At 45.8% G+C, this 14725-nt stretch carries 14 protein-coding genes; 11 read left to right on the forward strand and 3 right to left on the reverse strand.

All coding sequences use genetic code 11. The annotated features are described in order from the left end of the window. Position 1: 1 nt before the first annotated feature. The 4 genes from MYF79_RS16155 to MYF79_RS16170 all read left to right on the forward strand — a co-directional run bounded on the left by MYF79_RS16155 (position 2) and on the right by MYF79_RS16170 (position 3472). Positions 2–1078, forward strand: a complete 1077-nt coding sequence (locus tag MYF79_RS16155) for an RHS repeat-associated core domain-containing protein (RefSeq protein WP_247814998.1) — start codon at positions 2–4, stop codon at positions 1076–1078. After that, positions 1069–1542 (forward strand): SMI1/KNR4 family protein, encoded by a 474-nt coding sequence (locus MYF79_RS16160; protein ID WP_247814999.1) that lies wholly within the window; start codon positions 1069–1071, stop codon positions 1540–1542. Before MYF79_RS16155 ends, MYF79_RS16160 begins: the two co-directional genes overlap by 10 nt. Before the next feature lie 314 nt (positions 1543–1856). Then, positions 1857–2426, forward strand: coding sequence for a TetR/AcrR family transcriptional regulator (locus MYF79_RS16165; RefSeq protein ID WP_247815000.1), 570 nt, complete (start codon positions 1857–1859; stop codon positions 2424–2426). Between the two features lie 158 nt (positions 2427–2584). After that, the gene (locus MYF79_RS16170) at positions 2585–3472 is read left to right on the forward strand and encodes an SDR family NAD(P)-dependent oxidoreductase (RefSeq protein ID WP_247815001.1); all 888 of its coding nucleotides are present in this window, start codon (positions 2585–2587) and stop codon (positions 3470–3472) included. Positions 3473–3683: 211 nt separating this feature from the next. Here the strand turns inward: MYF79_RS16170 and MYF79_RS16175 are convergent, their stop codons facing one another. From MYF79_RS16175 to MYF79_RS16185, 3 genes are all read right to left on the reverse strand, one after another. After that, positions 3684–4292 (reverse strand): DUF416 family protein, encoded by a 609-nt coding sequence (locus MYF79_RS16175; protein WP_247815002.1) that lies wholly within the window; start codon positions 4290–4292, stop codon positions 3684–3686. A gap of 84 nt (positions 4293–4376) precedes the next feature. Beyond that, positions 4377–5066 carry an enhanced serine sensitivity protein SseB C-terminal domain-containing protein gene (locus MYF79_RS16180; RefSeq protein WP_247815003.1) on the reverse strand — a complete coding sequence of 230 codons (690 nt, stop codon included), beginning with the start codon at positions 5064–5066 and terminating at the stop codon, positions 4377–4379. Positions 5067–5174: 108 nt separating this feature from the next. Then, complete coding sequence (locus MYF79_RS16185) at positions 5175–6008, reverse strand: AraC family transcriptional regulator (RefSeq protein ID WP_247815004.1); 834 nt, start codon at positions 6006–6008, stop codon at positions 5175–5177. An 85-nt stretch (positions 6009–6093) separates the two neighbouring features. Here MYF79_RS16185 and MYF79_RS16190 point away from each other — a divergent pair, with 85 nt between their 5' ends. The 7 genes from MYF79_RS16190 (at position 6094) to MYF79_RS16220 (ending at position 14715) form a co-directional block, all read left to right on the forward strand. Continuing rightward, on the forward strand, positions 6094–7152 hold the full coding sequence (locus MYF79_RS16190) for an SDR family oxidoreductase (RefSeq protein ID WP_247815005.1): 1059 nt from the start codon (positions 6094–6096) through the stop codon (positions 7150–7152). Positions 7153–7177: 25 nt separating this feature from the next. After that, positions 7178–8080 carry a helix-turn-helix transcriptional regulator gene (locus MYF79_RS16195; protein WP_247815006.1) on the forward strand — a complete coding sequence of 301 codons (903 nt, stop codon included), beginning with the start codon at positions 7178–7180 and terminating at the stop codon, positions 8078–8080. Between the two features lie 48 nt (positions 8081–8128). Beyond that, positions 8129–8563, forward strand: coding sequence for an ester cyclase (locus MYF79_RS16200; RefSeq protein WP_247815007.1), 435 nt, complete (start codon positions 8129–8131; stop codon positions 8561–8563). 266 nt (positions 8564–8829) lie between these two features. After that, a complete protein-coding gene (locus MYF79_RS16205) occupies positions 8830–9336 on the forward strand; it encodes a GNAT family N-acetyltransferase (protein ID WP_247815008.1) in 507 nt (168 codons plus the stop codon). A gap of 305 nt (positions 9337–9641) precedes the next feature. Further along, positions 9642–10205, forward strand: coding sequence for an RNA polymerase sigma factor (locus tag MYF79_RS16210; protein ID WP_247815009.1), 564 nt, complete (start codon positions 9642–9644; stop codon positions 10203–10205). A gap of 90 nt (positions 10206–10295) precedes the next feature. Continuing rightward, positions 10296–11342, forward strand: a complete 1047-nt coding sequence (locus MYF79_RS16215; RefSeq protein WP_247815010.1) for a FecR family protein — start codon at positions 10296–10298, stop codon at positions 11340–11342. A 115-nt stretch (positions 11343–11457) separates the two neighbouring features. Continuing rightward, entirely contained in the window at positions 11458–14715 is a 3258-nt protein-coding gene (locus tag MYF79_RS16220) for a SusC/RagA family TonB-linked outer membrane protein (RefSeq protein ID WP_247815011.1), read from the forward strand. The last annotated feature ends 10 nt before the right edge of the window (positions 14716–14725 follow it).

The raw sequence follows: 14725 nt of genomic DNA on the forward strand, positions 1-14725 counted from the left end.
GATGGCTGTTGAAAAAAGTGGCTTTCTGTATGTGTATACCAGTAATGAGAGCCAGCAGGATGTGTTCTTTGATAATGTAGTTTTGGGAGTGAATAGCGGGCCGTTGCTGGAGGAAACGCATTATTATCCGTATGGGTTGACGATGGCGGGGATATCTTCCAATGCACTGTTGGGGAGTAGCTATCCGGAGAACCGGATCAAGTATAATGGGAATGAACTTCAAAATAAAGAGTTCGCAGACGGTAGCGGCTTGGGGTGGTATGATTACGGTGCGAGGATGTATGATCAACAGATAGGAAGGTGGCATGTAATTGATCCCATGAGTGAAAATTCTCCTGAAATAACGCCGTTCCGTTATGCCTACAATAATCCGATTAGTTATATAGATATTTTAGGTTTAACAGAAGGGTGGTATAATGACGAGGATAATAATATAGTTTACGATGCCAATGTCAATAGTCAACAAGATCTGAATAATAGTGCGACTACTGGAACTTATTTAGGGCAGGAAGGATATGCGGTTGATGAATCTTCAGGCCAGGTTAATCATTATAATAGTGACGGTACGATTACACAAGGTCCAATTACTTTACCTGAAGTAACGGTTAGTCCCGGACTAAAAAATGGTTTTCCAGCGGAAATGTATGCAATGGCCGGCCGCGATTACTATAAGGGGAGCCATACGGCGTTCCAGGATGCAATAAAGAGCCAAGACCGGTCATTTAAGTTTATCAATAATTACTTTTCTCCATTAGTAACAAGCGTCGTAGCAGGAGGATTTGAAGGAATTGCAGCCGGCGGTATAACTCCAGCCATAAAACTTACATCGGGTCAGATGGGAAAGATAATTGGGTGGGGTGAAGGTCAACAAGCGGTACAACAGACAATCAATGTGACACAGAATCTAACTAAGGCTCAAGTTAGAAGAATGGCTAGGCAAGGATTACTTAAGGAATGGGTAGAGGACCAATTGGTAAAATATACTCAATCAATAGCGAAAGGTGGGGATAAACTTAAGAATACTCAACTTTTACATCGAAAAGAGTTAATGGAAAAAATACTTAGTTTATGGGATTAGAAATATTGAAATCAAATATTAACAGGTTAATAGATTATTGGAAAGAACAAGGGCTTGCGATTACCCCAAATTCATTGCGTAGTATTGATGCGTTTGAGTCTAAAAAACACATTCACTTGCCAGATGACTTCAAAGAGTATTTTTCCATGGTGAATGGGATGTCTTCTTACTATCCTAATGACATAGATAACGAGGGATTTTTATTTTATCCTTTAGAGGAGCTTGTGACTCTACAGGAAGAATTTTCCACGGAGGTTGTTGTTGATTGTAATAGTTGCATTTTAATATTTGCTGAATATATGCACAAAAGTTGGTGGTATGGGATACGGTTGAATAATATAAGTGGAACTTACGAGATTGGTATTATTCCTGATAAAGAAAGGTTTAAGTCAATTACCACATCATTGTCCACTTTTATTGATCTATATCTTCAGAATGCATCTGCGCTTTATCAATATGAATAATAAATAAAGCTATGCAGTAAAGCCGCAGAGAATGCCAGCGGCTAAGGGCATAGTATAGATATTTAGATATGAGGTCGCGGGTAAAGAGTATACATGTAGCGGTGGTTGGGATAAGCCCCCTGCAACCTGGCGAAGGGCGATTCCATTGCGCTTAAATATGCACTTGATGAAGAGCTAGTGATTACAGAATTGGACAATCAATATTAAACACATTAGAAAGATTCATTTGATGAACACGCAACAATAGGGTTCAAATTAAATTTGGAAACCTACCTACAAGTAGGTATATTTGCCTTATCAAAGCGCACTTTACGATGAACACAGCACAAAACACCAGAGACAAAATAATAGAACTTGGCAGGGATTATATGCAAAGGATTGGTTACCATTCCTTTAATTATAAGCAGATCTCTTTGGAGCTGAACATTAAAAACGCTTCCATTCACCATTACTTCCCATCTAAGGAAGACCTTGGTCTGGCGGTAATAGAAAAAGACCGCCAGGACTTCATCTTTCTTACGCAAAAGGTCAGGAAGGCAAAGGCAATGGATAAACTGGAGGCCTTAATATCCAGTTATCAATATTATTTTGAACAGGGCAAAAAGCTTTGTGTCATCAGCACTTTCAGCACATCATTTAACGAGATTACAGAAAGAATGCAGTTAGCTGTGTCACAGTATGCAGAGCTGGTAACGGCCTGGTTGGTGGCTACGCTGAAAGAAGGGCTGGAATCAGGTGAGTTTTCCTTTAAAGAGCCGGTGGACGAACTGGCTGAGGTTTGGATGGCTACGATGCCAGGCGCGTTGCTGGTGGGCCGTACAGGAGGGAAAACGGTTTTTGATAAAGTGATCAACTCACTGAGGCAAACGGTTAAATCCTCATGAGGGATTTTTTTTGACCATAATACCTACCTGTATGTAGGTAGTTGTAAATATCGACGCCTTTTATGGGAAAGGCTTTTTTTAGGCACTTTAATCTTACCTGTATGTAGGTAGATGATCTGATAATAAAATCAAATATTCAACTAACAATTAGACCAACAATGAAACACATTATTTTAACCGGCAGCGCCAGTGGATTCGGACTGAAAGCAGTAAAAACACTCGCATTACAAGGACATACAGTATACGCTACCATGCGTAATGTAAAATGGTTATCCGGTGCGAACGCCAAAGTGGCCAAGGAATTGAAAGAATGGGCTACAGAGAACAACGCAAAGGTAGAAGTCGTGGAAATGGACGTTGCAAGTACTGCTTCTGTGAACAGCGCGGTTGCCGAAATAGCGAAAAAATCGGGCGGAAGAATTGATGTGCTCATCAACAACGCGGGTGTTACCTACTATGGATTGGGAGAAGCCCTGACCATTGAACAAACAGAACAAATGTACCAGGTAAACACACTGGGGCCCGAACGTACGATGAAGGCAGTATTGCCATATATGCATGCGCAGAAAGATGGGCTGATCATCAACGTAACCAGTGTGCAGAGCAGGAACCTTATCCCAAGCCTCAGTACTTACAATGGTACAAAAGCAGCCCTGGACGCTGTGTCAGTAGGATATCACTATGAGCTGAAGTCGGCAGGTATCGATGTGGTGACCATCCAGCCGGGCGCTTATCAGACTACTGATATTACCAATAAGAGCATCGTCGGAAAAAATGAAGTCGTGCAGGCGCAATATGGTGACGATGCAATGGCATTCAAACGCGCATTGCTGCAATACTTTGTGCCGACTCCAGAAAGCGGTGATCCGCAGGAAGTGGCTGATGCCATGCTGAAACTGGTGGAACAGCCTAAAGGGGAAAGACCACTCTGGACTATCGTCGGTGGCGGACCAATGGCGGAGAAATTCCAGGCAATGAATCAGGCTATCAAAGAGATTGTTGAGTTTAACATCAACATTTTGCCACAGCTCTTTCCTGCGCAGTAAGTGAGATGCCCGGAAGGAGAATGAGGGTTCACCGGCGATAACCGGTAAGCCATCATTCAAGGTGAATTGTCGCGGTGTACTACGGTACACTTCTGACAAAGCAAATAGCTGAAGTTTTATTCCCGATAAGCAAAGATCATTAGAAAGACCGACAACAAGTAAGCCCTTTCCCATAACAGGAAAGGGCTTTTCTGCCGGCGCAATAATATCCTTACTGCTGAGGAATACCCAGCATCTCCAGGTTCAGTAATGTTACAAACTCAGACCTGAAATTGGCAGCTTTCCCGTTTTTCAATGCCTGAATAGCTTCCCTTTGTCTCGTTATTTCATGTTGATACAAGGGATGGCTTTCGATATCTTCTTCAGATGGATACACATCATTACCATGCTCTGCGCTATACTGTGTACTGATCAGGATATCCAAAGTATTCCTGATGATGTCTGCAGTGTCCATCGCTGCTATTGTCGGTTCTGTCGCCAATCCGCAGATGGCCATCCACACGCCCGTGGCCGCATTCTGTGCGGCAGAGGCCAGGGTTGTGCGCCAGGCGGATTCAAAGATATCCATGAAATTGTCCAGGTCGGGGATCTGATTTTTGGCAGCCTCTTCCAGCTGATCGACCGTAGTATCTTTTAGTTGACCGGCTACCAGTAACCAGGCCTTATCAAATATGTCTGAAGTAATACTGATGTCTCCACCGAATTCTTTGGCGTAAATATTCCTGAAGCTTAACCACAGGGTTTCCGCACCTGCAAGGCTAAACCTGGAAACATCATTGGGATTCAGTTCGGAAAGGAGTTCTTCCAGATCTTCTATCATGTGCTGTATGCTACCGGTTTATCACTTTACCTGTTGAATTAACCATTAACGGCAAAGACGGGTAGCGGCTGCAAGATAGCACTTTTACACACGTAGTTCCACTTCGAAAGGTGTACCGGGGTTCAGTATAAAGAATTGCTCCCGGCGCAGCATTTTCAGGATCATCTCAAAGGGAAGCTGCACTGCCAGCCGTCCTGTGGACACCTGGCTGATCCCGCTTTTGGCGATCATGTCCTGGTTACTGAACAAGGGAATAAATTCACCTGTATCCCTCACATAGGTAGTGAAGGTGAAGCGGTCGGTCGATTGCTCATATTCATGAGCAAGTGTGAAAATACTCGATGCTTTAAGCGTTTCTATCAGCTCTTGTTTATATTTCTTTACATCGAACCATTGCTTCATAACCTTTTGCTGCAACAAGGCGGAATTGTCTTTATGATAAAAGGGGGGATTATGCTGGCTCACATATTCCAGCATATCACTGCTGCGCGTTGATGAAGCATACTGAATGTCGGTATCGCTCATATGCACCGACTTGATCATCCCAATACGATTTGATATGAGCTCGGCTTCACCTTCATGATCTACCGCCAGGCACAGGTGATACTGCTTTATATCGCTATTGTAGGCAAAGCCGAAATAAGCAGCCGTAACTTCCGGTTGCGTACTGAAATAACTTACCAGGTCGTCTACAAAGTTGCTGTCGCCGGCCGGCGATGGCACAGGCCCAATGGCTGTTGAGGGTTTTTTGCTGAAGCGATCAAAAAGTTTCATAGGATGAAGGATTTTAGAATAGTTGGCTGACACCTATATGCTGTCAGTCATAGCTCGAACAAGTCATAAGACAAATATAATATTTTTATATACATAGACAAAGGAGAGTTATTTCTCCCTGTATTCGGATGGATTTATGCCGTGATGCCCCTTAAAAAACTTATTGAAATGACTCAGATCGGTAAAGCCGAGTTCTTCGCTGATCTCCTTTAAGGATAAGGAACTGTACTTCAGCCTGTTTTCAATAATATGCAGCTTATACTGCTGGATATAGTCACGTAATGAAACCTGCATCTGCTCTTTAAAGAAGGCGCCTAAATGTTTCTTCGAAAATCCGAAGAATGCCGCCAGGTGTTCCTGTCTCGTATAGCTCACGTCATAGATATGCTGGTGGATATAATGTACGATCTGTGTGATCTTTTCCTGCTGTTTGACCGGCGCATCTGCTGATGGATGCATGTTACGCCGGATGATGGACATGACAGTCTGTAACAGAAAGAAAATTGTCTCACTGGTTTCATTGGTAGTTTCCTGCCATTCGGTTACCAGTAAACGGAGCAGGGCATCAATTTTATCCGCGTCAGCAGCAGATCTGAGAATGGGTAACTGTTGCCGGCGACTGCACAACAGCAGTTCATCCATGTTCCTGTTCCAGTGATGTTCCGCAGGAAGATGGCCTACCTGTGTGATATAGGCACTGGTGAACTTGATGAAGGTAAATGTAGTAGGACTGCTTATTTCAAAACTGTGATAATCCGCCGGGTGAAGTAAGAATACCGCTCCGCCGGTGTAAGGATATTTTATGCCTGACAGGCAGTGAAAGCCTTTACCCTCGTGTATAAAGATCAGTTCAAAATGATTATGGTTATGCAAAGGATGTGGCCATTCTCCACAGGTGAAATGAGAGACCTTTAAAAATTCATGTTGAACATATCGCTGCATATAGCGCAAAATACAAATAATCCCAACCAATGTACAAATGCCAGCCTGACTCACGCTGCTAATTTTGAGACATAGAACCGACTGTATGAACGAACAACGCAAAGTAGCACTTATTGCAGGCGCACATGGCGTCATTGGCAGGAGCCTGGCAGCACATCTGGCCACATTGAACGACTGGGAGATTATCGGATTGTCAAGACGGGGAGGAAACGCGGATGGGCGTATACGATATATTGCGGTCGACCTGCAGGACAGGAAGGATACTTATGACAAGCTGCATCATCTCACGAATGTCACCCATATTTTCTATGCCGCATATGTAGATGCCCCCACCTGGGCCGCACTGGTGCCGCCTAACCTGGCAATGCTGAGAAACCTTGTGGAGGTAGTGGAACCAGTAGCCGGTAAGCTGCAGCATATCAGCCTGATGCAGGGCTATAAGGTATATGGGGCGCACCTGGGACCCTTCAAAACGCCTGCAAGAGAATCAGACGCCGGGCATATGCCACCGGAATTCAATGTAGACCAGCAGGATTTCCTGGAACAGCAGCAGGCGGGTAAACAGTGGACCTGGTCAGCATTACGTCCTTCAGTGGTGGGTGGATTCGCATTGGGAAATCCCATGAACCTGGCCCTGGCAATTGCCGTATATGCGGTTATTTCGAAGGAATTGGGCCTGCCATTACGTTTCCCCGGTAAACCAGGTGCTTACGATAAATTGCTGGAGATGACAGATGCAGGTCTGCTGGCCAGGGCAACCACCTGGGCTGCAACGGCAGAAAAGGCGGCAAATGAGGCCTTTAATATTGTGAATGGAGACTTGTTTCGCTGGAATGAGATGTGGCCGGAAATAGCCTCGTATTTCGATTTAAAGGTGGCTCCGCCCTTACCCATGTCCCTGGAGGTGATCATGGCGGATAAAGCCCCATTGTGGGAAAAGATGAAGCAGCAATACGGGCTGGCGGATGTCAGTTATGAGGAGTTGTCTTCCTGGCGTTTTGCCGACTTCGTGTTCAGCTGGGACTACGATATGTTTGCAGATGGTTCCAAAGCACGCAGGGCTGGTTTCCATGAGTACATAGAAACAAAGGAAATGTTCTTCCGGATCTTTGACGATTTCAGGAAACGTGGCATCATCCCGTAAGCATTTTTTTGTGATCTTTGCAGGAATGCAAGTCATCAATCTTCCCCAGGACCTGAACCCGGCGCAATACCGGGAAGAGGACCACATCCTCATCAGACCTTTTACTTCCCTTTGCAAGACGAAGAAGAACAGGGTCATCCTGCACAGGAATATGATCCACCTGTTGATCGAAGGCCGTAAGACGGTAATTTACGGCGGACAATCCACCACTGTCAATGACGACGCTTTCCTGTTCCTCGCAGCGGGGAGCTGCCTGACCACCAGCGTCTTGTCTGACAAGGGCGATTACCAGGCCATCCTGCTTTATTTCAGCGATCATGCCTTATTGGATTTCTATATGAAGTATGATCGCCTGGTGCAGCAGCACCGGCAGGGGAAACAGTTACAGGAAGCATCGTTCATCACTTTTGAGAAGGATGTCTTCCTGCGTAACTATATAGAATCCCTGCGACTGATGCTGCAACTGGGACAGCCATTGCCGCAGGAAGTCTGTATACTCAAGTTCGAAGAACTGCTGTTTTACCTCTTACAAACAGCACCGGATACCCTGCTGCAGTTTAAAGTCAATAATACCGGCAGCATGCAGGATTTCGAGATACGGAAAGCTGTGGAGGGCAATATTACCCGCCCGGTAACGGTAGAGGAACTGGCCTTTCTGTGCAGTATGAGCCTGTCTACCTTCAAACGTCGTTTTACAAAGATCTATGGCACATCTCCCCAGCGATGGCTGCTGGAACAGAAGATGCAGGTAGCCGCCCGCCTGCTGATGGACCGGCAGAACAAACCAGGGGATGTATACGATAAAGTAGGCTATGAAAGCCATTCCAGCTTTACCAAATCATTTCGCCAGGTATTTGGCGTGACGCCTTCTGCCTACCAGGAACAAAATATGAACGTCCAGGTACAAAGGCTGAACGCGCAGGACTAACACGTCCCTTACCGCACTACCTAATTTTGCTGTATAAAATCACAGATCATGACAGCAACAATTGAACAGAACAAGGCCATAGTAAGACGTTTCAACAAGGAGATCATTGAGGAAGGCAATCAGGAGAGCTTCCGTGAAATAGTAGATCCGGCATTCATCAATCACACTGCAGCTAAAGGAATGGACAAAGGCCCTGCTGGCCTGATCCACACGTTTGAGAACATACTGCGACCCGCATTTTCTGATCTGAAAGTAACCATTCATGAACAGGTGGGAGAGGGCGACAAAGTAACCACCCGCAAGACGATCAGCGGTATACATACCGGTAGCTTTATGGGGGTACCTGCTACGCATCAGCCTGTAATGATCCAGGTAATGGATATGGTTACCATAAAGGACGGAAAGTACTATGAACACTGGGGTGTGAATACAATGATGGCCCTGGCGGCGGAACTGAAAGCACTACATACAGGTGGTAAATAGGACTTAAAGTATTTCTTTCAACAGCTGTGCTTTTTAAGTAAAATTCCTTATATTTGTTTCCCCCCTAAGAAAACAGGGAGGTGAGCAGTAAGGCTGAATTAGTGAAGTTGTGAATGCTGACAATGAGTTAATTTAAAAATTATATCGTTTACAGTAAGAGTTCAGGACAGGGACTACGTAAAACAAACATATTTCCAATCCGGAACAAGAAAAAGCCTTCTGATGCTCAGGAGGCTTTTGTGTTTTATATACTAAAATGATGCGGTATGTTAGAAATTGTAGAAGTAAAAAAAGATGATCTGAAGTTACTGGAGCAGGTAAAAGCACTCTTTCGCGAGTATGCCAACTGGTTGAGTGTAGATCTTAGTTTTCAACGGTTCGAAGAAGAACTGAGCAGTTTACCTGAGCCGTCTTATGTTGCGCCTGAAGGTGCGTTGTTTCTCGCGCTGGTAGATGGGCAACCGGCAGGCTGTGTAGGTGTACGCAGTTTTGAAAACTCCACCTGCGAAATGAAGCGACTTTTTGTACGTGATGCTTTTAAGGGTCATGGCGTTGGCAGGGCATTGGCCGCCAGGGCTATAGAAGCAGGCAGGGAGCTGGGTTATAAACGTATGTTGCTTGATACCCTTGCTCACATGCGTCCGGCCATAGAATTGTATACGAGCCTGGGTTTCCAGCCCATCGCTGCATATTACGACAATCCGATCAGTGATGCCGTATACCTGTCCATGATGCTGGAACAGGAAAATGAAAATGCCGGAACAGCTATCTGAATGCCGCTGTGTTGACTTTCTTTGTGCTGTTGCCAGGCGCCTGATTAGAATATTGATAATTTGTACTGAAAGATGTCAAACATCTTGTGTGCAATTTATGGTGCGAATGCGCGATCTTTCCTCATTACATATATTTTTCCTCAACCCCGGATTACTACTGATAATAACAGGATGTTGCCCCATATTAAGAGACGCGAAGTGTGGCTTTGGCGTGGGGCTTCCGTATGAGAATTAATAAGAAGGTAATATATCCCGCATTTACATAATTATAACTTTGCCTGGTCCCATGATGTAAGGGATGAGTCATGAACCATACAATTGAAGTACAGCGTCTCCGACAGGGCAATGAGAAAGCCTTTGTTGAAATGTACCATTATTTTAAGGGCAAGGTCTTTAACTTTTTAGTGAAGAAAGTCCGCGATGCCGAAGTGGCCAAAGAGCTGACGCAACAATGTTTTATCCGTATCTACCAATACCGCGAAAGCCTGTCAGACGAGCACCCGCTGGAAAAACAGGTGTTCATCACCGCCAGGTCAGTATTACTGAACTATCTCAGGATGGAAGACAGGAAGAAAGCGCGGGAGCTGCAATATACACAGCAGCAATTCCCCGAAGGAGAATCCACCACCTCCGTTACAGGTAACTTTGAGACAAATGATCTCCTGGAAAAGATATTGCTGCATTTATCTCCTGTCCGTAAGCAGGTAGTACTTTTGAAACTACACAGGGGCTTGTCCAACAAAGAAATTGCAGCAGAGCTGTCTATCTCCGTAAAGACAGTTGAAAATCACATCACAAAGGCACATCACCACATGCGGGAGATCGCTGCCGGTCATTTCCTTTTATTACTATTCCTGCTTCGTTTGTAAGCATCCTTTGTTAAGGAATTGTTACCGGTAGGGGCATACATCCCTTGGCGGTGTACATATATACGATACACAAGAAAATTAGTGCAGTGCATGAAGCCTGATAAAGCATTGATAGAAAAATTTAATAACGGCCACTGTACGCCGGAAGAGGTGAAGGCAGTAATGAACTGGTTGCTGGTAAATGAAGAGGATGAGGATGCGGGGGCTGAATGGGAAAAGGCTTGCTGGAAAGGAACTTATCCCGAAGAATATAGTAAAGAGATGTTGTCTTATATCCAGGCGAATACTTTTGGAGAAAAGGCGAGGACCAGAAGACTACCCTGGAGCAGTATAGCTGTAGCTGCCAGCATATTGCTTGTAACGGGTATGTTCCTCTGGCAATATTTTCTGCATCGGCCGGGTAAAAAAGCGCCTGGTATTGCCTTGCAGCAGGGCGTGCATTCGGAAGCGGGCGAATCCTGGCTGGTATACCAGGCAGTTAAGCAGCCGCTTTATTTAAGACTACCCGACGGCTCGGCGGTGCGACTGTTTCCCGGAGCAGAGATCCGTTTCGATTCAGCGGCCTATAATGTAAATAGTCGTGCGATCTTCCTGAACGGAAAGGCGGAATTTGATGTAGCGGCTGTAGCCGGAAAGCCATTCAGTGCTACTGCCAGTGGGTTTACCACTACTGCGCTCGGCACCAGGTTCCTGGTAGCTGCGGGGAAGGATAAGCAAGTGCTCGTGCATTTATATTCAGGTAAGGTAGTGGTAAGGAAGACAGAGAAGCAGCAGTATGCGATGACTGATGTATACCTGTCGCCCGGCGATGAATGGCGATATTACCAGGATACACATAGACATATGCTAAGTCATGCGGGAGAGAAGAATACTATACCACAGCAGCATGTCAATTCGGGAACGATACAGGTGAATGAAGACAATGTCGTGTTTGAGAATACACCTTTACATGAGGTGATCGATTTTCTGCAACAGCAATATCATGTCACGATCAGCTATCAGCCGGAGGACTTTAAGGACGTTTATTTTTCAGGGAAGATACTTCCCGGAGATTCCCTGAAGATGGTACTGGGCAATATTGCAAGGGTCAATGAACTGACGCTGGCAGCCGAAGATGGTGTGTTCATCATCCGGTAAATTTCAACATACTTATTCCAAAGTTCTTCATAAGAGAACAGTTGTTATCTGCATAGGCAATATGCAGATACGGGGAAGCTATATCTGTAGTAAAATAATTAAATCTTGATCAAAAATGGGAAAAGCAAAAACGCTGTTCAGGGGCATCTCATGCCTGCTGCTCATGATGCTTATGAAACAGGAGATCCGGGCGCAGGAGGGAAGCTCTGACGTACATGGCACTGTAGTCAGCACCAAGGGAACTGCATTGCCCGGCGTGACCGTACAGGCAGTAGAAAAGGGCGCCGGCACAAAGTTCAACACGCTTACCGATGCCAATGGCGACTTTGTATTCAAAAGATTTAAAGTGGGCAGTCAGTATGATTTCCAATTTACCATGGTGGGGTATGAGAAAGGAGAATATCCGGGTTTTACAGTAAAGAATAATGGTAAAAACGTATTGCTGATACGTCTTAACGAGAAGAGTATCGGATTGGGGGATGTTGTGGTAGTGGGGTATGGTACCCAGAAGAAGGTAAACCTTACCGGCGCTGTGAGCCAGGTAAGCGGTGATGTGTTTGCTGACCGGCCGGTGAGCAGTCCTGCACAGGCCTTACAAGGCGCGGTACCTAACCTGAACATCAATTTCGGGGACGGACATCCGGGAAGCACCGGTACTTTCAATATACGCGGGTATGCATCTATCCAGAATACCAGTGGTTCTCCGCTGATCCTGATAGATGGTGCTCCGGGTAATATCGATATGCTCAATCCGCAGGATATAGAAAGTCTTTCTGTACTGAAAGATGCGGCTTCCTCCGCGATATACGGTTCCAGGGCTGCTTTCGGGGTGATCCTTATTACGACAAAGAAGGCAAAGAAAGGAAAATTGAATATGAACTACGGCGCCAGCTACAGTCTGCAGAACATGACCACCCGTTCCGATTTTATTACGGACGGTTTTACACAGGACTCCCTCGTGGATGCTGCATTCTCCCGCAATGTCGGCAACAGCTATACGGGTTTTAATGCAGATGATTATGCTGAGCTGAAACGCAGGCAGACCGACAAATCATTGCCCTCTGTGGTATTGCAGAACCGTAACGGGCAGCCGCAATATGTTTATTACGGCAGCACCGACTGGTGGCATTTCCTGTTCAGGAAAAGTCAGCCGGGTATGGAGCATCACTTTAATATGACGGGAGGTAATGATAAGGTAGATTTCATGATGTCGGGAAGGTATTATCAGCAGAAAGGCATGTACCAAACCTATCTGCGGCAGGATGTCTACAATGCTTATAACTTCCGTGCGAAGATCAATGCACATGTAACAGACTGGCTGACTATCTACAGTAATACCCAGTTCGGCGCTAACGACTATACATGGCCGGGTTATGGCGCTAATCTGACGGGACTGTACAATCACGCTATGGCGTCTTATGTGCCTAAAAATCCGGACGGGACCTTCACCTTCCGTACCAATCTCAATAACTATGGTGCATATGAGTATGCAGACCTGCAACACAGGAAGTCGCACGGTGGGAATAAAAAATACAACCTGACGAACATGGTAGGTTTTGAAACACATTTCCATGGCGGATTCTCGCTGGCAGGTAACTATACCTATGAACTGGCGCCTTCTTCAGATTATCAGCGTAATACACTCATTCCCTGGTCAGTAAATCCGGGTATCATCAATACAGCGGGTTACGATCAGTATAATGAAAATACCTACCTCGACCAGCACCATTCGGTGAACCTGTTTGGTACCTATGAGAAAAGCATTGGCAAGCACAATCTGAAGGTGACCGCAGGTTATAACCAGGAGCTGCAGAAGTATAAAGTGAATATGGGCATGCGTACCAATCTGCTCTCGGAAGACCTGAACCAGATAGACCTGGGCACGGGCGCACAACAGTCAGGTGGTAATGCCCGTGAATGGGCCTTGCTGGGATATTTTGCCCGTGTGAACTATGATTATAAAAGCAAATACCTGCTGGAATTGAATGGCCGGTATGATGGCAGTTCCCGCTTCCCGAAAGATGAACGTTTTGGTTTCTTCCCTTCTGTTTCCGGCGGATGGAGAGTGAGTGAGGAACCGTTTTTCGAGGGGGCCAGAAATATATTGCCCGAGCTGAAGTTAAGGGCCTCCTATGGTTCACTGGGAAACCAGGATGTGGGTAGTGGCAACCTGTATCCGTACATTCCTGTAATGAGCAGCGGCTTGTCTAAATGGATCGTGGGAGGCAACCAGGCACAATATCTGGGCGCTCCGGATCCTGTTACACCTCATTTTACATGGGAGAAATCGGCCTCACTGGACGGTGGCATTGATGCGGCATTCTTCAGAAATAAGCTACAGATCAGTTATGACTGGTATCGCCGTACCACTACCGACATGCTGATACCCGGTAAAACAATGCCGGGTGTATTTGGAGCGCCTTCTCCAACACAGAATGCGGGCGACCTGGTGACGAAAGGTTTTGATCTCTCTGTGAAATGGCAGGATAATGGAAAGCTCGCCGGCAAGCCGTTTACGTATAATGTAGGTTTTGTACTTTCTGATTACAAAGCGAAGATCACCCGGTTTGATAACCCCAACAAATTACTCAGCAATTTCTATGAAGGACAGCAACTGGGAGAAATGTGGGGATACAGCATTGATGGCTATTTCAAGTCGGAAGATGAGGCGAAGAACTGGACTGTGAACCAGGACTATGTGGACAGGGATCAGCGTGTGACCTCTCCCGGCGAATGGAGCAAACTGCATGCCGGTGATATGAAGTTCATCGACCTGAATGGCGACAACGTGATCAATGATGGAAAGAACACCTTGGCGGAGCATGGCGACCTGCGCAAGATCGGTAATTCATTACCCCGCTATTCTTTTGGTATCACAGCCGGATTTAACTGGAACAATTTCGACCTGTCGGCCTTCTTCCAGGGCATAGGCAAACAGAACTGGTATCCGGATGTGGAAGCCGCGAAATTCTGGGGAGTATATGGCAGGCCTTATACCTCTTTCCTGCCGAAGGATTTTGTCAGCAAAGTATGGAGCCCTGAAAACCCCAATGCTTATTTCCCATTGCTGAGAGGATATGCTGCCTACCCCGGTGGAGAGCTGGCGGTGAAGAATGACAAATATCTGCAGGACCTTGCGTATGTCCGTTTGAAGAACCTGACAGTAGGCTATAACCTGCCAGCCGCACTGGTGAAGCGCTGGAAGATACAACGCCTCCGTGTATACTTTACCGGTCAGAACCTGTTCACTTTTACGAAGATGGACAATAAATATATAGACCCTGAACAGGTGGGGCCTTACAGCAGTGATATCGGCGGAAGGAACTATCCGTTTTTCAGACAATATACTTTCGGTTTTGACACCACTTTCTAAATGCTAAACT

It is taken from the genome of Chitinophaga filiformis (assembly GCF_023100805.1).
GTDB lineage: Bacteria > Bacteroidota > Bacteroidia > Chitinophagales > Chitinophagaceae > Chitinophaga > Chitinophaga filiformis_B.